This is a genomic window from Variovorax gracilis, from assembly GCF_030317115.1.
GTDB classification, from domain to species: Bacteria; Pseudomonadota; Gammaproteobacteria; order Burkholderiales; family Burkholderiaceae_C; genus Variovorax; species Variovorax gracilis.
In genome coordinates this window covers 150,187-169,784 of sequence record NZ_JASZYF010000002.1, presented here as the reverse complement: position 1 = coordinate 169,784, position 19,598 = coordinate 150,187, and the positions used below count along the sequence as shown (strand labels likewise).

Sequence of the window (19,598 nt, the reverse complement as noted above, 5' to 3'; positions counted from 1 at the left end):
CCGCTTCGCCTGCCCCCTGACCGGGGGGCAATACCTGCGGCCCGGCGGAGCCGGTTCCGCGGTATTCCTGGTCATGGATCCTTTAACGTCGAGAGATTTGAGAACTGATGAACACTGCTATTGCTACGGGGCGGAAGGCCTTATTGCTCGCTGCGCTTGCGGCGGCTTGTACGTGTGCCTCTGCTGCGCCCGATCAACGCATCGCTTCGCTTGCCGCGAAGGAAAAGCCGGCACTTCTGGAGACGCTGAATCAACTGGTCTCGATCGAGTCGGGCAGTCGCGATCTGGAGGGGCTCGACAAGATTGCCAATCTGATCGCCGGCAAGTTCAAGGCGCTTGGTGGTCAGGTGGAGCTCATCGATCCTTCGGCCGACGCCTATCGGATGGAGGACACGCCGGAGAAGATCGGCAAGGTAATGCGCGCGACCTTCAAGGGCACGGGCACCAAGAAGATCATGCTGATCGCGCACATGGATACCGTGTATCAGATCGGCATGCTGAACAACCAGCCTTTCCGCGTCGAGGGTGACAAGGCCTATGGCCTCGGGATTGCGGACGACAAGCAGGGGATAGCGGTCATCGCGCACACGATCGCGCTGCTGAAGGCGATGGACTTCAAGGACTACGGCACGCTCACGGTGCTGATCAATGGCGACGAGGAAATCAGTTCGCCCGGCGCTCGCACGCTCATCACGCGCCTGGGCGGGGAGCACGATGTCGTGATGTCGTTCGAGGGATCCTCGGTCAAGGAAGACAAGCTGTCGCTCGCCACCGCGGGCATCGCCTCGGTGACACTCAACGTGACTGGCAAGGCCTCGCATGCGGGTTCCGCGCCTGAGCTGGGCGTGAATGCCCTGTACGAACTGTCGCACCAGATCCTTCAGATGCGCGACCTGTCCGATCCGGCGACGGGCCTGAAGATGAACTGGACCGTCTCGCGTTCGGGTTCCAACCGGAATGTGATTCCGGCGACAGCCACGGCAAGCGCGGACGTGCGGGTGCTGAAGGTCAGCGACTACGACCGCATCGAGCAGCAGGTGCAGGAGCGCGTCAAGAAGCAACTGATTCCGCAGGCCAAGGTCGAGATGAAGTTCGAGCGCCGGCGCCCGCCGCTGGAAGCCACGGACGCCTCGCGCGCCCTCGCGTTGCACGCACAGCAGATCTACAAGGAACTCGGCAAGGAACTGGGCGCGGACGACAAGGTCGCCGGTGGCGGCACCGATGCGGCCTTCGCCGCTCTCAAGACCAAGGCGGCCGTGGTCGAGCGCTTCGGGCTGCAGGGCTTTGGCGCGCATTCGGCTGACGCCGAGTACGTGCTGGTGGACTCCATCGAGCCGCGGCTCTACCTTGCCGCGCAGTTGATCATGGACATCTCGCGCGGCAAGGTGTCGGCGCGGCCAGCGCCCTGAAGCCCAAACAGCCTGTTCTTGTCAGCTGCGATGCGTCTTCGCCACATCGAGGTCTTCAACGCCATCATGCTCACGGGGAGCGTGAGTGCGGCGGCACGGCTCATCAACATCACGCAGCCTGCGGTCAGCCGGACCTTGCAGCATGCCGAGATCCAGCTCGGGTTCTCGCTGTTCCAGCGTGCGAAGGGCCGACTGACGCCGACCACCGAGGCGCTGGCGCTGTATCCGCACATCGAGCGGCTGTTCGCGCAACTCGACGAGGTGCAGCGGCTCGCGGCCAATCTGCGAACCGGCGGCGATGCGGGCGAGTTGCGCATCCTCACGGTGCTGGCGCTGAGCTACGAGGTGCTGCCGCGTGCGCTCAAGCGCTTTCGCGAGAAGCATCCGGGCATCGCGGTAACGGTCGAGTCGCTGCACTCGCCGCAGATCATGTCGGCGTTGTTGCTGCAGGAGGCGGACGTCGGTTTCGCATTCAGTCCCGCAGTGCACCCGTCACTCACCCAGGAGTCGGTTGCCGACAGCCGCATGGTGTGCATTGCGCCCAAGGGCATGCTGTCGCGCGCGTTGCTGCGCAATGGATCAGTGGCGCTGCACGATCTGGTGAACTTGCCGGTGGTGGGGCTGGACAGCCGCGATCCGGTCGGGACCAGCCTCAGCCAGGCTTGCCGGCAGGCGGGCGTTGGCTTTGAGCAGGCGGTCGTGACGGTGCAGACCTACCACGCGGCCCTGGCGATGGCGCACCACGGGCTGGGCGTTGCGCTGGTCGACGGCTGTACTGCGAACTCTGCGGATCGCGCCAAGGTCGAGGTGTTGACGCTGGAGCCGCACATTCCGGTGCCTATTCGGGCGCTGCGATTTGCGGGGAGGCCGGATTCTGTCGCGGTACGGAGCATCACTCGGTTCATGCGCGAGGCTATCGAGCAGATGGGTTGACGCGTTGGAGAGGGGTGTCTCCGGCCGGTGTGCCCGCTTCAAGTTCGCGGGCCACTCTTTGAGCCGACCCAAAAGCCAGCGTGAATCCCAGCGCGCCATGCCCCGTGTTGAATAGCATGTTGGCGGGCGCAGGGGCAAGCCGCCCGACGATCGGCACACCCGTGGGCGTCGCCGGCCGCATCCCCGTCCAGGGATGCAATTCGTCAAGCCGGCTGGCGTCAGGAAACACGGCACGGGTCGCCTCCGCAAGCGTCTCGATGCGCGTAGCCGGAATGCTCGCGTCGTGCCCTACCAGCTCGGCCATGCCCGCCACCCGGAGCCGCGAACCGATGCGCGCGAACACGACCTTGCGGGCACTGTCCGTCACGTTCACCAGTGGCGCCGCGCCCGGCGTCGCATCGACCTCCACCGTGATGCTGTAGCCCTTGAGCGGATAGACCGGCAGGTAGGCCCCCAACTGACGCCCGAGCGTGTGCGATGCCGAGCCCAACGCCATCACGAAGGCCTCCGCTTCCACGTCGCCCGCTGCGGTCTGCACCGCCGCCACCCGGCGGCCGCGCACGTCGAAACCCTTGATCTCCGTGCCGGGCATGAAGCGGACGCCACGCGCCCGCAAGGCATTTGCGAGTTCCGTGCACACCTTGAGACAGTCCGCCGCGCATTCGCTCGGCGTGTGGATCGCGCCGGCCATCTGTCCTTGGTAGCTGGCCAACGCCGGTTCGATCGCAACGCATTCCTCCGGCGTGACGAGGCGCTGCTCGCTGCCGAGCACACGCTGCAACTCGAGTTGCCGACGCGCCCCTTCGAGCGACGATGCGCTGGCATACAGCACCAGCTTGCCCGTTGCCGAGAAATCACAGTCTGGCGCGATGTCGGCACGCATCTCCTCGAACGCGGCGCGGCTTTGTGCCGCCATGGCAAGAAGGCGGGCCGTCGTGTCGCGCGAGGTCTCCGCATTGCAGGCCGCCAGAAAAGCCATGCCCCAGCGCCACTGCAGCAGATCGAGCTGCGGGCGCAGCTTGAGCGGGGAGGAGGGCGAGAGCAGCAGCTTCGGCAATTGCTTCCAGATCGACGGGTCCGCCAGCGGCTGCACGTAGGAATAGCTCAACTGGGCACCATTGCCGCCGCTTGCACCGGCGCCCGGGGTGGCACGGTCGATCACGCTCACCTCATGCCCGTCGCGGTTCAACTGCCACGCCGTGGCCAAGCCCACGATGCCGGCCCCCAGCACGCACACTCGCATGACGTTTCCCCCCTCTTTGAAGTTCGAATGCGCCGACTCTAGGCGCGGCACGCTCCGTCGGGAAATGCCAAAAACATCGCGGCCCATAGCCAAAGCTCATGGGATGTCGAACCCATAACTTTTGGTCATGGGCTTGCGTGCAAAAGGAATTGTGACGTGCGGGCCAATGCTTCCTACACTTCGTTTCACTTCAAATCCACCGAAAGGGCTCGCATGAAACTATCCGCATCGATGGCAGCCGTCCTGTTTGCCGCCGCCGTCACGGGCGCACAAGCCGCCGACACCCTGGCCAAGATCGCCGAATCCGGCAAGATCACGCTGGCCTATCGGGAATCGTCGGTGCCTTTCAGCTACCTCGACGGTCCGAACAAGCCGATCGGCTTCTCGGTCGAACTGTCGAATGCGGTGGTGGACGCGGTCAAGAAGAAGCTCAACAAGCCGAACCTCGAAGTGGCGCTGATGCCGGTGACTTCGCAGAACCGCATCCCGCTCATCACCAACGGCACCATCGACCTGGAGTGCGGCTCCACCACGAACAACACCGCCCGCGGCAAGGACGTGGCCTTCGCCGTCAACCACTTCTATACCGGCACGCGCCTGCTCGTGAAGAAGTCCTCGGGCATCAAGAACTACAGCGATCTCGCGAAGAAGACCGTGGCCAGCACCACCGGCACTACCAATGCGCTGGTCATGCGAAAGTACAACACCGACAAGAGCCTCGACATGGACATCGTGCTCGGCAAGGACCACGCCGACGCCTTCCTGCTGGTGGAAAGCGACCGTGCCGTGGCCTTCGCGATGGACGATATCCTGCTGTTCGGCCTGATCGCCAACGCCAAGAATCCGGCCGAGTTCGAAGTGGTCGGCGATGCGCTGCAGGTCGAGCCCTACGGTTGCATGCTGCCGAAAGACGACCCGGCATTCAAGAAGCTCGTCGACGACACCATCACCGGCCTCATGAAGAGCGGCGAGTTCGAGAAGATGTACACCAAGTGGTTCATGCAGCCGATCCCGCCCAAGGGCATGCCGCTGAACCTGCCGATGAGCCCGCAGCTGCGCGAGAACATCAAGTCCCCCAGCGACAAGCCGGCGACCTGAGCACACCTGCAGGCCTGTCATGCAAGTCGTTGGCATCCTCGGTGGCATGGGTCCGGCGGCGGGCGCGGATTTCGTGCGGCTGTTCGTCGATGCCTGTGCGCGGCGGATGCGCTCCAGGGGCGAGACGGTGCGGGATCAGGGTTTTCCGGAGCACTGGCTGGCGCAGGTGCCGGTGCCGGATCGGAGTGGCGCGCTGGAGGCGGAAGGGCTCGGAGCGCATCAGCCGCTGGAGCCGATGCTGCAGGCATTGGGGCGGCTGGCGGCGCTGGGCAGCCGGGCGGTGGCGATTGCCTGCAATACGGCGCATGCGTGGCACGCCACCTTGCAGGAGCGCTTTCCGCAGGTCGAGGTGTTGCACGTCGCGCGCGAAGTGTCGGCGCATCTGGCGTCGCAAGGCGTGCGGGACGTCGCGTTGATGGCGACCGAGGGCACCTACCGCATCGGTCTCTATGAGCAGGCCATGGCGGACGCCGGCATGGTCTGCCACCTGCCGCTTGCCGAGGAGCGGCAGATGCTCATGCGCGGCATCTACGACGGCGTGAAAGCGGGCGACATGCCGTTGGCGCAGGCCTGCCTGAGCGAAGTCGCGCTGCAACTGGCGCGGCGTCATGGCCCGGTGGCCATCGTCATGGGATGCACCGAGATTCCCCTCGGGCTGGAGGGCTCGACGGCAGTCGATGGGCTGAGGCTCGTCGATCCGGCGCGGGTTCTCGCATGCGCGCTCGCGGCGCGGGCCTACGACGGAGTTTCGGCGCCGGCCGCACGCGCCTTCGCCTGATCGCCTACATTGCGGCCTGCGCCTCGTGCGCCAGGTCCTTTGTCCGTCGAATCAACAGGAGTTCGCCCGTATGCCTCGTTCCGAAAAAGCTTCCGATCTGCAAACCGATTTCGACTCGCTCCGCCCCGGCGACAGCACCGAGCAGGGCGCCACGCGCCGCACGGCGCTCAAGGCCGCCATCGGCGTGGGTTACGCGGCGGCCACCTTGCCGATCGCGGCGCAGACCGTCGTCAAGACGTCCGACGAAGGCCTCAAGGCCGGCCCCGTCAAGTACACGGTGAATGGTTTCGAGGTGCCGGCCTATGCTGCTGCGCCAGCCGGAAAAACCGGCTTGCCGGTGGTGCTCGTGGTCCAGGAAATCTTCGGCGTGCACGAATACATCGCCGACACCTGCCGCCGTTTTGCCAAGGCGGGCTACCTGGCCATCGCGCCCGAGCTTTACGCGCGCCAGGGCGATCCCAAGGGGTACACAGACATCCCGAAGCTGCAGGCCGACATCGTCAGCAAGGTGCCCGACGCACAGGTCATGGCGGACCTCGACGGCGCCCTCCGGTACGCGGCCGCGAACGGCGGCGACGTGCAGGAAGCGGCCATCACGGGCTTTTGCTGGGGCGGGCGCATCGTCTGGCTCTATGCGGCAACGGGCAAGGTCAAGGCCGGCGTGGCCTGGTACGGCCGGCTGGTCGGACAACCCTCGGAACTGGCGCCGCGGCATCCCGTCGACGTCGCCGCCAGCCTGCAGGCGCCCGTGCTGGGCCTGTACGGCGGCAAGGACCAGGGGATTCCGCTTGACACGGTTGATAAGATGAAGGCCGCCCTGGCAACCGGTACACCGGCGGCCAAGGCCTCGCAATTCGTCGTGTACCCCGAAGCGGGCCACGCGTTCCATGCCGACAATCGGTCCAGCTACGTCAAGGAAGCGGCCGAAGACGGATGGAAGCGCGCCTTGGCCTGGTTCAAAGCCAACGGTGTGGCCTAGCCGCATCCGCCAGCCGCTTTCGATCGAAAGCCGTCCGATGGACGGCTTTTGTTTTTGCCACCATTGCGCAAGCAGTCATGAACTTGTTAGCCATCATCGCCGCGACGCTGGTCGCAGGCATCGGAAGTGTCTGGATCGCCGCGCTGCTGCTGCGCGTGGGCGTGCGCAGCGGCGCCGGCGGCGTGAATCCGCAGCACCTGCTGAGCCTTGCGGCCGGCGCGTTGTTGGCGACGGCTTTCATGCACCTGCTTCCCGAAGCCTTCGAAAGCCACATCGCACCCGCCGTGCTGTTCGGCGTGCTGTTGTTCGGGCTGGTCTTCTTCTTCCTGCTCGACAAGGCGGAGCTGTGGCACCACGGGCATGAGCATCACCATGGCGAGCACGACGACGGACATGGAAACAACCCGGCCCATGCTCACGATCACGACCATCACCACCCGCACGCCCACGGCCATGCGCACACGCACGACGCCAGGGGCGGCGGCTGGGCCGTGCTCACGGGCGACAGCGTGCACTGCTTCGGCGACGGCATCCTGATCGCCTCGGCATTTGTCGCGGACATGCGCCTGGGCCTGGTGGCCGCGATCGCCGTCCTCGCGCACGAGGTGCCCCATCACATCGGCGATCTGGTCGTGCTGCGCCAGAGTTCGTCCAACCAGCGCGTGGCGCTCGTCAAGGTCTCGCTGGCCGGGACGATGACCGCGCTCGGCGGGCTGGCGGGCTGGTGGCTGGTCGACCAGTTGCATGGCTGGCTGCCGTACTTCCTGGTCCTGGCGGCCAGCAGCTTCGTCTACGTGGCGCTGGCCGACCTGATCCCGCAACTGCAGAAGCGGCTGCCGGCGCGGCAGACGGCCTTGCAGGTCGCGTGGCTGGCGGCCGGCATCCTGCTCGTCACGCTTGTGAGCCGTTTCGCGCACGCCGACCACGACCATGCGCACGGCGCTGCCGCCGATCCGGACCACGCGCACGAGGCGTCCGACCACAAGCACTGAGTGGACACCCGCGGCACTTTCTGACACGCTTGTTGCCCCTTCGCCGAAGTGGCTGATTCGGCTGGGACCCACACTCGGGGTGCATCATGCGAAACATCAGTCAGCCAGGAGCCCCGATCATGATCAGCGCCGACCCCCCTCTGCGTCCCGGAGAAGCCGCAGACGAACCCGAGATCGACGAAGCCGATGACGCCTTGCCCGAGGACGACGAGGCGTTCGATGAAGACGAAGCCGAAGCGACCGACGAACTGTCCGAAGAAACCGGCATCGACCTGACCGATGCCAGCGAACTCGATGCCGACAACGTCCCGGCTGACGAGGAATTCGACCGCGTAATCCAGGCCCCTGATTGATCTGGCTCGCCCCCAGGCTTGCTCACTTCGTGTAGCCGCCACCCTCTGCCGGCGGCAACACCTGCGGCCCGGCGGAGCCGATTCCGCGGCATTCCTGGAGCGTCGCGGGGCTAGTCCTCCAACGTGAAGCCTGCCTTGATCGTCACCTGCCAGTGGGCGACCTTGCCGTCCACCACGTGGCCGCGCGTTTCGGTCACCTCGAACCACTGGATGTTACGTACCGATTCGCTGGCCTTGGCGATGGCGCGCAGCACGGCGTCGTCGCTGCTCGTGGGCGATGAGCCGGTGAGTTCGAGGAGCTTGTAGACGTGATTGGACATGGGGCCTCCAGTCGAAGGGGGACGTGCGGATTGCACAAGGCTTGCCGCCCCATGTTGGCACGTCTTGGGCGGTCGGCACTCTTAGTTGAAACCCGAGGCCTGCATGCCCCATGTCCCGCATTTGCTTGTAGGGCCACGGGCGTGAAATATGCTTCCCGTCGCCTTTCAACTCCGACATTCTCCAAATGATGACAAAGCGTTTTTCCGGTGGCCTCTCTTCCACGGCGCTGACCTGCAGCCTCGTGTTCGCGGCCATGACGGCGCAGGCCGCGCCCGATGCCAAGTTGCTTGCCGCCGCTGAAAAGGCACAGCCTGCCGTGATCGAGAACCTCAAGGAAATGGTGCTGATCGAGTCGGGCAGCCTCAACGTCGACGGCCTGGCGAAGATGGCCGGCGTGATCGAAGGCCAACTCAAGGGGATCGGTTTCAAGACCGAGCGACGCAAGGCCACGGCCGGTGCCGGCGCCGATATCGTCGTGGGCACGCTCAAGGGTACGGGCAAGCGCAAGATCATGTTGCAGGCGCACATGGACACCGTGTATGCGCCCGGCATCCTCGGCACGCAGCCGTACAAGGTGGACGGCAACCGCATCTACGGTCCGGGCATCGCCGACGACAAGGGCGGCATTGCGGTGATGCTCGCTTCTTTGAAGATCCTCGCCAACGCGGGCTGGCGCGACTACGACACGCTCACCGTGCTGTTCAATCCCGACGAGGAAGTCGGCTCCGTCGGTTCGGGCGAACTGATTTCCACTTTGGCCGACCAGCACGACACCGTGCTGTCCTTCGAACCGACCGCGGCGAAATCGGTGGCAAAGGGTGAATCGCTGCTGCTGGGTGCCGCCGGCATCGCGACCGCCACGCTCGAGGTCAAGGGCCGCGCCTCGCATGCCGGCGCTGCGCCTGAACTGGGCCGCAATGCGCTCTACGAATTGGCCTACCAGATGCTGGAGACCAAGGACGTTCCCAAGGACACACCCGGCGCCACGCTGAACTGGACGGTGGCGAGCGCGAATGGCCCGCTCAACCAGATCACGGCGAAGGCGCAAGCCTTGGGCGACATCCGCATCACGCAGCCCGGCGCCGAGAAGAAGCTCGAAGCCGCGCTGCAAAGCAAGCTCGCCAGCGGCAAACTGATCCCCGAGACCGAGACCACGCTGAAGGTCGAAGTGGGGCGCCCCGCATTCCTCGCGGGCGAGAAGGGCGCCGCGCTCGGTGCAAAGGCGCAGGCCATCTACAAGGAAATCGACCGCGACCTCGGTTTGGCGCCGATGACCGGCGGGGGCACCGATGCTGGCTTTGCAGGCCGTTCAGGCAAGGCGACCGTGCTCGAGAGCTTCGGCCTCGCGGGCTTTGGCTATCACGCGAAGGACGAGTACATCGAAGTCGATTCGATCGTGCCGCGCCTGTACCTCGTGACAAGACTGCTGACCGAGATCGGGAAGCAGTGAAGCCTTCGCGCCCGGAGATGCAGATCAGGCTCGACGATCTGGCGGGCCCGGAGATTCGCGCGTTGCTCGAGGCGCACTTGCGCAACATGCACGAGATTTCGCCGCCAGGCAGCGTGCATGCGCTGGACATCGACAAGCTGCGGCAGCCGGACGTCACGTTCTGGACCGTGTGGGAAGGCGGCGAACTGCTCGGCTGCGGTGCGCTTCGTGAGATTTCGCCGAAACACGGCGAGGTCAAGTCGATGCGAACCTCGGACGCGCATCGCGGACGAGGGGTCGCGCGTGCGGTGCTTCATCGCATCATCGAGGAGGCGCGGGCACGTTCCTACGATCGATTGAGTCTCGAGACGGGCAGCATGAAGGCGTTCGAGCCGGCGCAGAAGCTGTACGAATCGTTCGGCTTCATGCACTGCGCGGCCTTCGGCAGCTACGTCGATGATCCCTACAGCGTCTTCATGACGAAGTCGCTGTAGCGGCAGGTCCTTGCTACTTCGCGCCGCCGGTGTACTTGGTGACGCTGTCGGCGGTGACGTGATAGCCGCTCACGCCCATCATCGAATCGTTGCGCACGGTCTGCAGCTTGCCGGTGACCCACACCGTGTCCATGGCGCGGAACTTCGCGCCTTGCTTCGGGCGTACGTGCAGGATCTGGTTGGCCGGGGGCGGTGGTGTGTGGATGCAGGCGCCGAAGTAGGGCACCAGCAGGAACTCCGTGACTTCGCCCTTGTTTTCTTCGAGTGGCACGATGAAGCCGGGGATCTTCACCTCGACGCCGTTCATCGCGGCGTTGGTCGGCGCGTTGTTCGACATCTCCTGCAGCTTCATCAGCATCTCGTTGGCGCGCGGGTCGCTGTCGTCGAGCTTGCTCAGGTCCATGCCCTTGAGTTCCTTCATCGGGTCCCAGTCCTTTGGCACCAGTTCTTCCCACGAGATGACGCGGGGCTGGCCGGGTGCCGACTTGGCGTCGGCTGGCTTGCCGCCGAGCGGATTGGTCGGCGAGGTGGCTTGTGGCGAAGGTTCGGCCGCCAGTGCACTGCCGGCGACGACGACTGCGAGAAGGAAGGAAACGGGGAGGCGCAATAACATGTTCAGATCCTTGGAGAAAGGCCGTCGGCCAGCGAGAGCCGATAGGCGCGAATGCCCGGTAGCAGGCTGGCGACCCAGCCAGCCACGACCAGGCTCGCGAGCAGCGTCCATTCGTTCAGTGTAGGTTCGGACAGGCGCAGTGACAGTCCGAACTGCGACTGAAGCCAGGGCGAGAGCAGGGCGATGCCGAGCACGGCGAGGACGATGCCGGTCGCCACGCCCAGCAGCGTGACCAGCGCGCCTTCGAGCGCCAGCAGCGCGAGGACGTGGCGCAGGCTGGCGCCGACGGCGCGCAGCACCGCCAACTCCCGGCGTCGCTCGTTGAGGCTGGCCATCACCACCGATACCAACCCAGCGAGGCTGACGAGAGCGACCAGCGCCGACATCAGCAGCAGCGCGTTCTCGCCGACGCCGATCACGCCCCACAGTTCGTCGAGCGCCACGCCGGGCAGGATGGCCATCAACGGCTCGCCCGCGTAGGTGGAGATCCAGCGCTGTACCGAGAACACGGCGGCGCGGTTCTTCAGGCCGACCAGCGCGGCGGTCACATTCTTGGGTGTGAGGTCGAATTTGCGCAACTGCTCGGGCGGGATCTTCACCCCGGGCATCGGAGCACCGCCCATCCATTCGAGGTGAATGGCTTCCATGGCCGAAAGCCCGATGTGCACCGTGCGGTCGACCGGCGTGCCGGTGCGTGCCAGCACCCCCACCACGGTGAAAGGCTTGTCGGCATGCTCGGAAACATTCAGCTCCCCGCTGCCGTGGGCCAGCGTGATCTTCTGGCCGACGTGGTAGCCCAGCTTGTCGGCGACCTCGGCGCCGACCACGGCATCGAAGAGATCGCTGAACGGCTTGCCCTCGCGCATCCGGAGCGCTTGCCGATTGCCGTAATGAAAGTGCTCGAAGTAGGCGGGCGTGGTGGCCAGCACCGAGTAGCCGCGATGCGAGTCGCCGAGCGACAGCGGCACGACCCACTCCACGCCGGGGTGCGCGGCGAGCGCCTGCACGCTCTTCCATTGCACGTTGTTGGTGGCCGCGCCGATGCGAAACACGGAATAGAGCAGCAACTGCGTCGAGCCGGTGCGCGCGCCGACGATCAGGTCGGCGCCCGACACCGAGGACGAGAAGTTCTCGCGCAGTTCGGTACGGATGCGTTCGACGCCAAGCAGCAGGAAGGTCGATAGCGCGATCGACAGCACGGTCAGTGCAAGAGTGAAGCGCCGATTCCAGGCACTGCGCCACGCGATTCCGAAGAGTGCCTTCATGCAGGCTCCACCGAAGCCGCCCGATTGATCTCGGGCAGCAGCACATGGCGCGAGAAGCGCTCGGCAATGCGCTGGTCGTGGCTCACGAAAACGAGCGCGCTGTGGTTCGAACTGCAGGCCGACAGCAGCACATCGAGGAAGGCTTCGCGGCGGTCTTCGTCGAGTGCCGAGGTCGGCTCGTCGGCGATCACGACTTCCGGGTGGCCGACGAGCGCTCGCGCGGCGGCCACGCGCTGTTGCTGGCCGACCGACAGTTGCATCGCCTGGCGCTGCCACAGGCTGGCATCCAGGCCCATCTGGGCGAGCAGCGCTTCGGCCTGCGCGCGTGCCGTGCCGTCGCGGGAAGCCCGAGCCATGCGCCGCGCCGAGAAGCGGCAGGGCAGCAGCACGTTGTCGAGCACGCTCAGGTACGGCAGCAAATTGAACTGCTGGAAGATGTAGCCCACATGTGCGACGCGCGACCGGTCACGTTCGGCGCCCGAAAGTGCGGCCCAGTCATGTCCGAGCAGGGTGATGCGGCCCGAGTCGGCCACCAGCACGCCGGCCAGCAGCGACAGCAGCGTGCTCTTGCCGCAGCCGCTCGGGCCATGCAGGAAGACAGCCTCGCCGGCCGAGATGTCCAGCCGTTCGATGTCGATGCAGGGCGTCCGGGCGCCGGGCCAGGCGAAGCGCAGCGATTCGGCAGAAAGGACGAACGTCACGGGCGAATCACTTGGTCCAGCTCAGTCGCGTTGCAGGCCGTTTCAGCGTGCGCTTGAACTGGCCTTGCGGCGAAGCGATCTGGGCCTCGATCTGGCGGGGTCCCTTGAATGCGTTGAAGAGATCGATGTCGATGAACTTGGCCGCCGCCGCGTTGGTGCAGTTGAAAGCGAAGGTGGCGTCGAGGTCGGCGTGGCCTTCGGTGGCGTTGGCGTCGGGCTTGCCCATGCCCAGCGCGGCGGAGCGCAGCGTCACGGGCCCGAGCTTGCAATTGGCGGTCGGGTCGATCTTGAAGAGATGGTCCGCCGCGCGAAGCTGCGTGACGGCATCGTCGACGGCCTTCTTCTCGGCGTCGGTGCGCGGCGCGCGTTCGAAGCCGACGAAATTGTCGAGCGGCGATCCCATCTCGATCACGACGGTAGGGCCTTCGACGACGACGTCGAGCTTGATCTGTCCATGCACGTGGGCGTGCTGAGTCTGGGCCGAGGCAGCGAAAGGGAGTGAGGAGAGTGCGAAGAGAGCGGTCAGTGCGAGAGTCGAAAGCGGCCTGCTCGTCAGGATCATGGTTGTGCGCCTTGCCGGGTCGGCAGCCCCGGCGTGTTGCTCCACTCGCTCCAGCTGCCGGCATAGAGCGCGGTCGGCCCGAGCCCTGCGATCTGCATGGCGAGCAGGTTGGGCAGCGCGCTCACGCCGCTGCCGCACTGGTGGACGACCGTGGTGGGATCCCGGCCCGCCAGAAGTGCTTCGAATTCGGCGCGCAGTTGCGCGGCCGGCTTGAACTTCCCGTCGGGACCGAGGTTCTCGGTAAAGGGCCGGTTCAAGGCCCCCGGGATGTGACCCGCGATCGGGTCCAGAGGTTCCACCTCGCCGCGATATCTTGCGGCCGCGCGCGCGTCGATCAGCGTCTGGTCAGCTTGCTCGAGATGCGCGGCCACGGTCTTCGTATTCGCGAGCGCGAGCAGCGGCTTGTCTGCGACGAAGTTCGACCGGAAGTGCGAGGCCTCCTCGCGGCCGGTGATTTCGCCGCCCGCCGACTGCCAGGCCTGCAGGCCGCCATCGAGCACGGCCACGGCATCGTGGCCCATCCACTTGAGCATCCACCAGAGCCGGCCGCAGTAATTGGCACCGTTTCGGTCGTACACCACCGCCTGCATGTTGTTGGCAAAGCCCACGCTCGACAGCCAGCCCGCGAACTTCTCGCGGCTTGGCAGCGGATGGCGGCCGCCCGATGCGGGAGGGCCCTCGTCCTGCGCCACGACGACGCCGTGGGCGCCGGCGACGCCGTGCTTCGCGCTGAGGTCGGTGTCGAGATTGGCGTACACCGCGCCCGGGATGTGCGCTGCCCGGTACTGCTGCGCGCCGGCCTCGGGTTTCATCAGGTCGAAGGTGCAATCGAAAACCATCAGCGGCGAGTCGCTGCCGTGCAAGGCGATGAGCTCTTCGGCGGAAATCAGGGTCGTATGCATGCGAATTCCTTCAATGTTCCTCGGCCGGCGCCTTCGGCAGCGAGCGCTGGCGCAGCACCGTGGCCGCGATGCCGCTCGCGACGATCAGCGCCATGCCGGCCCAGCCCGCGGCATCGATGCGGTCACCGAACAGCAGCACGCTGTACATCGCGGCAAAGACGATGCCCGAATACTGGAGATTGGCAACCAGCAGCGTACCGCTTTCGGTCTTGGCGCTGGCATAGGCGCGTGTCATGCAAAGCTGGCCGAGCGCCGCCAGCACGCCGACGGGCAACAGCCAGATCGCATGCGACCAGGTCCAACTCGACCAGGGGGTGGCTTCGCCCAGCAGCAGCGTCCCGAGACCGCCGGCCGCGGCCGAGCCGACCGCGAAATAGAACACCGTGCGCGCTTCGGGCTCGCCGAGCCGCGAAAGCGCCACCACCTGCATGTATGCAAAGGCGGCAGTGAGGCCCGACAGCAGCCCCATCAGGCCCGCGAAACCCTGGTTGTCGCCGACGGTGGGCTTGAGCATCAGCACCACGCCTCCGAAGCCCGCAAGCACCGTGAGGACCAGCGGACCCTGCAGCGGAGGGCGCGGCACGCTGCCGTCTCGCCCTGGAACCGGCACCCAGGCGAGCAGGGCGCCGCCGACCAGGAAGGCGGCGATCCAGACACTGCTCATGTAGTTGAGCGTCATCGCGGTCGCGAGCGGCATGTGCGCAATCGCGAAGAACCAGGCGCCGAGAGACACCACGCCGATCAGGCTGCGCCATGCGTGCATGCCGGGGTATCGGGTGGCGAGCGTGACGCCGCGGCTGCGCGCGAGCAGCCAGAGGAACACGATGCCGATCAGGCCGCGATAGAGCACCAGCTCGGCGCTGGAGAACCAGGCCGAGGCCACCTTCACGCACACGCCCATCGTCGCGAAGATGAGCGCCCCCAGCACCATCCAGAGCGCTTGCACTAGCTCATCTCGCGGCGGTACCACTCGTGGAATTGCTGCATGCCATCTTCCATCGGGCTCTGGTACGGGCCGCTTTCGTCGTCGCCGCGCAGCATCAGGGCGCGGCGGCCGGCGTCCATGCGTTCGGCGATCTCGTCGTCTTCCACGCACGTCTCCATGTAGGCGGCCTGCTGCGCTTCGACGAACTCGCGTTCGAAGGCGACGATTTCCTCTGGGTAGAAGAACTCGACCATGTTGAGCGTCTTCTGCGGGCCGACGGGGTGCAGCGTGGAGACGGTCAGCACGTGCGGATACCACTCGATCATCACGTGGGGGTAGTAGAGCAGCCAGATCGCGCCGTACTTCGGCGGCTTGCCCTCGCGGTAGTTCAGCAACTGCTCCTGCCAGCGCTGGTAGACCGGGCTGCCAGCGCGGCCGAGACGGTTGGCGACGCCCACCGTCTGCACGGAGAAATGCCGATTGAACTCCCAGCGCAGGTCGTCGCAGGTCACGAAACTTCCCAGGCCCGGGTGGAAGGGGCCGACGTGGTAGTCCTCGAGATACACCTCGACAAAGGTCTTCCAGTTGTAGTTGCACTCGTGCAGCTCGACGCGATCGAATACGTAGCCCTCGAAATCAAGGTCCACGCGCGGACCCAGGTTCGCGAGGTCGGCTGCGACGTCTCGGCCCTTGCCGTCTGCGTTCTTCTCGAAGAGCAGGCCGTTCCACTCGGTCAGCGGGTAGTTGTGCAGGTTCAGGCAGGGGTCTTGCTCGAAATGCGGCGCGCCGATGAGGGTGCCGGTGGTGCGCGCATCGGCCGCTGCGTAGGTCCAGCGATGCAGCGGGCAGACGATGTTGCCGCCGGTCTTCGCGTCGAGCTCGCCCCGGTCCTTGAGGATGAGGGCCTGGCGATGGCGGCAGACGTTGGAGACCAGTTCCACGCCCTTTGGCGTGTGGACCAGCGCACGACCTTGCTGCTCCTGCGGCAGGGTGTGGAAGTTGCCCGGCTCGGGCACCGAGAGCCGGTGGCCGACATAGCGCGGCCCAGCGGCAAAGAGCGTTTGCAGCTCGCGGGCATAGAGTGCCTCGTCGAAGTACGCGGAAACCGGGAGTTGGCTCGAAGCCTGCTGCAGTTGAAGACTTAAATCAGACATGGGTGACCTGACCAAGCTCCCCACAGGGAGAAAGATAGAACGGAAGGCTGCCGTCGAAGGTGCGGGACGGCCCGGAGATTGCGCCGGCTCGTGCCGGAAAGGACCGCGGATTGTACCCCGGAGAAATTTCCCCGAGACCGCCCTTCGGTTCTCACCAGGACGGCCGAGGTAACGGCTCCGGCCGCCCGCAAGGGGTGCTCTCGGAAGGGTGGGCGGCCGCACGAAGTGGGCAAGCCTGGGGGTGAACTTAAAATCTCGTGTTTCACCCACGATTCGTCCGCATGCCCAAGGTGCCTTCCTCCTCCCCGTCGGCCTCGCCAGACGCGCCTGACACCGGCGCGCTGCCTGCCAGCTATGAAGCCGGGCTCCAGGAACTCGAACAACTCGTGACCGAACTCGAGTCAGGCCAATTGCCGCTCGACCAGTTGCTCGGCAGCTACCAGCGGGGCGCGGCGCTGCTCGCGTTCTGCCGCGACAAGCTGCAAGCGGTCGAAGACCAGATCAAGGTGCTCGATGCGGGCAGCCTCAAGGTCTGGGCGGCCGAATGACGGTCGACGGCACCTTGCACTGGGACGCCGCCCGCCTCGCCGCGTGGAGTGAGCCGAAGCTGTCCCGCGTCGAAGCCGCGTTGTCCGAATGGGTCGGTGTCGATGCGCCGGTGCAGCTCGGCGACGCGATGCGCTACGCCGTGCTCGACGGCGGCAAGCGGCTGCGGCCGATGCTGGTCTTCGCCGCGAGCGAGGCCGTCGGCGGCCAGGCCGAAGCCGCGTTGCGCGCGGCCTGCTCGGTCGAACTGATCCATGCCTATTCGCTGGTGCACGACGACTTGCCGTGCATGGACAACGACGTGCTGCGCCGCGGCAAGCCGACCGTGCACGTGAAGTTCGGCGAAGCTGGCGCACTGCTGGCCGGCGATGCCTTGCAGGCGTTGGCGTTCGAATTGCTCACGCCCGATGGCGAAGCTATTTCACCGGCCGTGCAGGCCAACCTGTGCCGCCTGCTGGCTCGCGCCGCCGGCAGCCAGGGCATGGCGGGCGGCCAGGCGATCGATCTCGCCAGCGTCGGCCTGGCCCTCGACGAAGCGCAGTTGCGCGAAATGCATCGCCTGAAGACGGGCGCCTTGCTGCAAGGCAGCGTGGAGATGGGCGCGGCCTGCGGCGAAGCGCTTGCGCCCGGCGCGCTTGGTGCGCTGCGCGAGTACGGCGCGGCCATGGGCCTCGCCTTCCAGGTGGTGGACGACATCCTCGACGTCATCGCGGATTCGGAAACACTTGGCAAGACAGCCGGCAAGGACGCCGCGAGCGACAAGCCCACCTACGTATCCCTGCTCGGCCTCGACGGCGCCCGCGCCCAGGCCCGCGAACTGCTGGCCCAGGCGCTCGCCGCGCTGGACCGCAGCACACTGGCCGATACCGGCGCGCTGCGTGCGCTGGCCCACATGGTCGTCGATCGCGATCGATAGACAACAACAACATCTCATGGCTCCGCTGCTTCCAACCATCCACGATCCATCCGTCCTGCGGCAGTTCGACCGCGCCCAGCTCAAGCAGTTGGCCGACGAAGTGCGGACCTGCGTGCTCGACAACGTGTCGCGCACCGGCGGACACCTGAGCTCCAACCTCGGAACGGTGGAATTGACGGTCGCCCTGCACCACGTGTTCAACACGCCGCACGACCGCCTGGTGTGGGACGTGGGCCACCAGACCTATCCGCACAAGATCCTCACGGGCCGGCGCGAGCGCATGCCGACGCTGCGGCAGTTGGGCGGTATCTCCGGATTCCCGCAGCGCACCGAGAGCGAGTACGACACCTTCGGCACCGCCCATTCGTCGACCAGCATCTCGGCAGCGCTCGGCATGGCGATGGCCGCGCGGCAGAAGGGCGAGGACCGCCACTCCGTCGCGATCATCGGCGACGGCGCCCTGACCGCAGGCATGGCCTTCGAGGCCTTGAACAACGCAGGCGTGTGCGACGACTGCAAACTGCTGGTGATCCTGAACGACAACGACATGTCGATCAGTCCGCCGGTCGGCGCGCTCAACCGCTATCTCGCGCAATTGATGAGCGGCAATTTCTACGCCGCAGCCAAGAACGTCGGCAAGAGCGTGCTGCGTGCGGCGCCGCCGCTCTTCGAGTTGGCCAAGCGCTTCGAGCAGCATGCGAAGGGCATGGTCGTGCCCGCCACGCTGTTCGAGCAGTTCGGCTTCAACTACGTCGGGCCGATCGACGGACACGACCTCGATTCGCTGGTGCCCACGCTGGAGAACCTCAAGCATCTGCAGGGCCCGCAGTTCCTGCACGTGGTCACCAAGAAGGGCCAGGGCTACAAGCTCGCCGAGGCCGATCCGGTGGCCTATCACGGCCCGACCAAGTTCGATCCGGCCGTCGGCCTCGTCAAGCCGGCGACCGCGCCCAAGCAGACCTTCACGCAAGTGTTCGGCACCTGGCTGTGCGACATGGCCGCGCAGGATGGCCGTCTGGTCGGCATCACGCCCGCAATGCGGGAAGGCTCGGGGCTCGTCGAATTCGAGCAGCGCTTTCCTGGTCGCTACTACGACGTGGGCATTGCAGAGCAGCACTCCGTCACCTTCGCGGCCGGGCTCGCGTGCGAGGGCCTCAAGCCCGTGGTGGCGATCTATTCGACCTTCCTGCAGCGCGCGTACGACCAACTCATTCACGACGTTGCGATCCAGAACCTGCCGGTGGTCTTCGCGCTCGATCGCGCCGGCCTCGTGGGCGCGGATGGCGCCACGCATGCGGGCGCCTACGACATCCCTTTCCTTCGCTGCGTTCCGAACATGAGCGTGGCATGTCCGGCCGACGAGGCCGAATGCCGCCAACTGTTGACGACGGCCTACGAGCAGAACCATCCGGTCGCCGTGCGCTATCCGCGTGGTGCCGGTGCCGGCGTCACGCCGCATCTCACGCTCGACGCGCTGCCCTTCGGCAAAGGCGAGATTCGTCGCGAAGGCCAGCGCATTGCGATCCTCGCGTTCGGCACCTTGCTCTATCCGGCATTGAAGGCGGCCGAGGCGCTGGATGCAACAGTCGCGAACATGCGCTGGGCCAAGCCGCTCGATGTCGAACTGCTCTTGAAGGTCGCGGGCACTCACGATGCGATCGTCACTGTGGAAGAGGGCGCCGTCATGGGCGGCGCAGGCAGTGCGGTGCTGGAGGCCCTTCAGGCCGCCGGCATTCAGAGGCCCGTGCTGCAACTCGGCTTGCCCGATCGTTTCATCGAGCATGGCGATCCGGCCAAGCTGCTGGCCAGCATCGGACTCGATGCATCGGGCATCGAGCAGTCCGTTCGCCAGCGATTCGAAGGTGCACTTGCCGCAGGGAAAACCCCCCCCGGCAGCTTGTAAGCGCTTTTTACAATCGTTGTCGACTCAAAAAGTCTGCAACGCGGCCACAAGCCGCGTTCTTGTTTTCTAAAAGCACTCGGAG

21 protein-coding genes are annotated in these 19,598 nt (G+C 65.9%); 12 read left to right on the top strand and 9 right to left on the bottom strand.

Going from position 1 to position 19,598, the window contains the following annotated elements; all coding sequences use genetic code 11:
* Window positions 1-107 precede the first annotated feature (107 nt).
* Both QTH97_RS06435 and QTH97_RS06430 read left to right on the top strand, forming a co-directional pair.
* Complete coding sequence (locus QTH97_RS06435) at window positions 108-1,409, top strand: M20/M25/M40 family metallo-hydrolase (RefSeq protein WP_286567265.1); 1,302 nt, start codon at window positions 108-110, stop codon at window positions 1,407-1,409.
* A gap of 30 nt (window positions 1,410-1,439) precedes the next feature.
* Entirely contained in the window at window positions 1,440-2,342 is a 903-nt protein-coding gene (locus QTH97_RS06430) for a LysR family transcriptional regulator (RefSeq protein WP_286567264.1), read from the top strand.
* Here QTH97_RS06430 and QTH97_RS06425 read toward each other — a convergent pair.
* The gene (locus QTH97_RS06425) at window positions 2,323-3,585 is read right to left on the bottom strand and encodes a D-amino acid dehydrogenase (RefSeq protein WP_286567263.1); all 1,263 of its coding nucleotides are present in this window, start codon (window positions 3,583-3,585) and stop codon (window positions 2,323-2,325) included. The genes QTH97_RS06430 and QTH97_RS06425 overlap by 20 nt on opposite strands.
* Before the next feature lie 213 nt (window positions 3,586-3,798).
* On the opposite strand from QTH97_RS06425, the gene QTH97_RS06420 reads away from it, so the two are divergent.
* The 5 genes from QTH97_RS06420 to QTH97_RS06400 all read left to right on the top strand — a co-directional run bounded on the left by QTH97_RS06420 (window position 3,799) and on the right by QTH97_RS06400 (window position 7,785).
* Complete coding sequence (locus QTH97_RS06420; protein ID WP_286567262.1) at window positions 3,799-4,683, top strand: transporter substrate-binding domain-containing protein; 885 nt, start codon at window positions 3,799-3,801, stop codon at window positions 4,681-4,683.
* Between the two features lie 19 nt (window positions 4,684-4,702).
* Complete coding sequence (locus QTH97_RS06415) at window positions 4,703-5,461, top strand: aspartate/glutamate racemase family protein (RefSeq protein ID WP_286567261.1); 759 nt, start codon at window positions 4,703-4,705, stop codon at window positions 5,459-5,461.
* A gap of 70 nt (window positions 5,462-5,531) precedes the next feature.
* Entirely contained in the window at window positions 5,532-6,440 is a 909-nt protein-coding gene (locus QTH97_RS06410; RefSeq protein WP_286567260.1) for a dienelactone hydrolase family protein, read from the top strand.
* A gap of 77 nt (window positions 6,441-6,517) precedes the next feature.
* Complete coding sequence (locus QTH97_RS06405; RefSeq protein WP_286567259.1) at window positions 6,518-7,432, top strand: ZIP family metal transporter; 915 nt, start codon at window positions 6,518-6,520, stop codon at window positions 7,430-7,432.
* A 119-nt stretch (window positions 7,433-7,551) separates the two neighbouring features.
* The gene (locus QTH97_RS06400; protein WP_286567258.1) at window positions 7,552-7,785 is read left to right on the top strand and encodes a hypothetical protein; all 234 of its coding nucleotides are present in this window, start codon (window positions 7,552-7,554) and stop codon (window positions 7,783-7,785) included.
* Window positions 7,786-7,895: 110 nt separating this feature from the next.
* Here QTH97_RS06400 and QTH97_RS06395 read toward each other — a convergent pair whose 3' ends face one another.
* On the bottom strand, window positions 7,896-8,105 hold the full coding sequence (locus QTH97_RS06395) for a dodecin (RefSeq protein ID WP_286567257.1): 210 nt from the start codon (window positions 8,103-8,105) through the stop codon (window positions 7,896-7,898).
* Window positions 8,106-8,290: 185 nt separating this feature from the next.
* On the opposite strand from QTH97_RS06395, the gene QTH97_RS06390 reads away from it, so the two are divergent.
* Both QTH97_RS06390 and QTH97_RS06385 read left to right on the top strand, forming a co-directional pair.
* A complete protein-coding gene (locus tag QTH97_RS06390; protein ID WP_444813389.1) occupies window positions 8,291-9,556 on the top strand; it encodes a glutamate carboxypeptidase in 1,266 nt (421 codons plus the stop codon).
* Window positions 9,553-10,029 (top strand): GNAT family N-acetyltransferase, encoded by a 477-nt coding sequence (locus QTH97_RS06385; protein ID WP_353655623.1) that lies wholly within the window; start codon window positions 9,553-9,555, stop codon window positions 10,027-10,029. Before QTH97_RS06390 ends, QTH97_RS06385 begins: the two co-directional genes overlap by 4 nt.
* Window positions 10,030-10,042: 13 nt before the next feature.
* Here the strand turns inward: QTH97_RS06385 and QTH97_RS06380 are convergent, their stop codons facing one another.
* From QTH97_RS06380 to QTH97_RS06350, 7 genes are read right to left on the bottom strand one after another with little or no spacing between them, the layout of a single operon-like run.
* Entirely contained in the window at window positions 10,043-10,642 is a 600-nt protein-coding gene (locus QTH97_RS06380) for a DUF3299 domain-containing protein (RefSeq protein WP_286567256.1), read from the bottom strand.
* A gap of 2 nt (window positions 10,643-10,644) precedes the next feature.
* On the bottom strand, window positions 10,645-11,907 hold the full coding sequence (locus QTH97_RS06375; protein ID WP_286567255.1) for an ABC transporter permease: 1,263 nt from the start codon (window positions 11,905-11,907) through the stop codon (window positions 10,645-10,647).
* Window positions 11,904-12,608 carry an ABC transporter ATP-binding protein gene (locus tag QTH97_RS06370; RefSeq protein ID WP_286567254.1) on the bottom strand — a complete coding sequence of 235 codons (705 nt, stop codon included), beginning with the start codon at window positions 12,606-12,608 and terminating at the stop codon, window positions 11,904-11,906. The genes QTH97_RS06375 and QTH97_RS06370 overlap by 4 nt, the downstream gene beginning before the upstream one ends.
* A gap of 7 nt (window positions 12,609-12,615) precedes the next feature.
* Window positions 12,616-13,170 carry a DUF2796 domain-containing protein gene (locus QTH97_RS06365; RefSeq protein WP_286567253.1) on the bottom strand — a complete coding sequence of 185 codons (555 nt, stop codon included), beginning with the start codon at window positions 13,168-13,170 and terminating at the stop codon, window positions 12,616-12,618.
* On the bottom strand, window positions 13,167-14,072 hold the full coding sequence (locus QTH97_RS06360) for a sulfurtransferase (RefSeq protein WP_286567252.1): 906 nt from the start codon (window positions 14,070-14,072) through the stop codon (window positions 13,167-13,169). Before QTH97_RS06360 ends, QTH97_RS06365 begins: the two co-directional genes overlap by 4 nt.
* 10 nt (window positions 14,073-14,082) lie before the next feature.
* A complete protein-coding gene (locus QTH97_RS06355) occupies window positions 14,083-15,003 on the bottom strand; it encodes a DMT family transporter (RefSeq protein WP_286567551.1) in 921 nt (306 codons plus the stop codon).
* A gap of 14 nt (window positions 15,004-15,017) precedes the next feature.
* The gene (locus tag QTH97_RS06350; RefSeq protein WP_286567251.1) at window positions 15,018-16,151 is read right to left on the bottom strand and encodes an aromatic ring-hydroxylating oxygenase subunit alpha; all 1,134 of its coding nucleotides are present in this window, start codon (window positions 16,149-16,151) and stop codon (window positions 15,018-15,020) included.
* Between the two features lie 281 nt (window positions 16,152-16,432).
* Here QTH97_RS06350 and xseB point away from each other — a divergent pair, with 281 nt between their 5' ends.
* The 3 genes from xseB to dxs are packed head-to-tail and all read left to right on the top strand — an operon-like array spanning window position 16,433 to window position 19,516.
* Window positions 16,433-16,699, top strand: a complete 267-nt coding sequence (xseB, locus tag QTH97_RS06345; RefSeq protein ID WP_286567250.1) for an exodeoxyribonuclease VII small subunit — start codon at window positions 16,433-16,435, stop codon at window positions 16,697-16,699.
* Window positions 16,696-17,613, top strand: a complete 918-nt coding sequence (locus QTH97_RS06340) for a polyprenyl synthetase family protein (protein ID WP_286567249.1) — start codon at window positions 16,696-16,698, stop codon at window positions 17,611-17,613. The genes xseB and QTH97_RS06340 overlap by 4 nt, the downstream gene beginning before the upstream one ends.
* Window positions 17,614-17,629: 16 nt before the next feature.
* Window positions 17,630-19,516, top strand: a complete 1,887-nt coding sequence (gene dxs, locus QTH97_RS06335; protein ID WP_286567248.1) for a 1-deoxy-D-xylulose-5-phosphate synthase — start codon at window positions 17,630-17,632, stop codon at window positions 19,514-19,516.
* The last annotated feature ends 82 nt before the right edge of the window (window positions 19,517-19,598 follow it).

Excerpts from the sequence above, each read along its gene's own strand:
- QTH97_RS06390 (WP_444813389.1), top strand. The coding sequence starts at position 8,291 with ATGATGACAAAGCGTTTTTCCGGTGGCCTCTCTTCCACGGCGCTGACC.
- QTH97_RS06395 (WP_286567257.1), bottom strand. The coding sequence starts at position 8,105 with ATGTCCAATCACGTCTACAAGCTCCTCGAACTCACCGGCTCATCGCCC.
- QTH97_RS06340 (WP_286567249.1), top strand. The coding sequence starts at position 16,696 with ATGACGGTCGACGGCACCTTGCACTGGGACGCCGCCCGCCTCGCCGCG.
- QTH97_RS06425 (WP_286567263.1), bottom strand. The coding sequence starts at position 3,585 with ATGCGAGTGTGCGTGCTGGGGGCCGGCATCGTGGGCTTGGCCACGGCG.
- QTH97_RS06380 (WP_286567256.1), bottom strand. The coding sequence starts at position 10,642 with ATGTTATTGCGCCTCCCCGTTTCCTTCCTTCTCGCAGTCGTCGTCGCC.
- dxs (WP_286567248.1), top strand. The coding sequence starts at position 17,630 with ATGGCTCCGCTGCTTCCAACCATCCACGATCCATCCGTCCTGCGGCAG.
- QTH97_RS06415 (WP_286567261.1), top strand. The coding sequence starts at position 4,703 with ATGCAAGTCGTTGGCATCCTCGGTGGCATGGGTCCGGCGGCGGGCGCG.
- QTH97_RS06405 (WP_286567259.1), top strand. The coding sequence starts at position 6,518 with ATGAACTTGTTAGCCATCATCGCCGCGACGCTGGTCGCAGGCATCGGA.
- QTH97_RS06430 (WP_286567264.1), top strand. The coding sequence starts at position 1,440 with ATGCGTCTTCGCCACATCGAGGTCTTCAACGCCATCATGCTCACGGGG.
- QTH97_RS06365 (WP_286567253.1), bottom strand. The coding sequence starts at position 13,170 with ATGATCCTGACGAGCAGGCCGCTTTCGACTCTCGCACTGACCGCTCTC.
- QTH97_RS06420 (WP_286567262.1), top strand. The coding sequence starts at position 3,799 with ATGAAACTATCCGCATCGATGGCAGCCGTCCTGTTTGCCGCCGCCGTC.
- QTH97_RS06360 (WP_286567252.1), bottom strand. The coding sequence starts at position 14,072 with ATGCATACGACCCTGATTTCCGCCGAAGAGCTCATCGCCTTGCACGGC.
- QTH97_RS06355 (WP_286567551.1), bottom strand. The coding sequence starts at position 15,003 with ATGGTGCTGGGGGCGCTCATCTTCGCGACGATGGGCGTGTGCGTGAAG.
- QTH97_RS06435 (WP_286567265.1), top strand. The coding sequence starts at position 108 with ATGAACACTGCTATTGCTACGGGGCGGAAGGCCTTATTGCTCGCTGCG.
- QTH97_RS06400 (WP_286567258.1), top strand. The coding sequence starts at position 7,552 with ATGATCAGCGCCGACCCCCCTCTGCGTCCCGGAGAAGCCGCAGACGAA.
- QTH97_RS06375 (WP_286567255.1), bottom strand. The coding sequence starts at position 11,907 with ATGAAGGCACTCTTCGGAATCGCGTGGCGCAGTGCCTGGAATCGGCGC.
- QTH97_RS06410 (WP_286567260.1), top strand. The coding sequence starts at position 5,532 with ATGCCTCGTTCCGAAAAAGCTTCCGATCTGCAAACCGATTTCGACTCG.
- xseB (WP_286567250.1), top strand. The coding sequence starts at position 16,433 with ATGCCCAAGGTGCCTTCCTCCTCCCCGTCGGCCTCGCCAGACGCGCCT.
- QTH97_RS06350 (WP_286567251.1), bottom strand. The coding sequence starts at position 16,151 with ATGTCTGATTTAAGTCTTCAACTGCAGCAGGCTTCGAGCCAACTCCCG.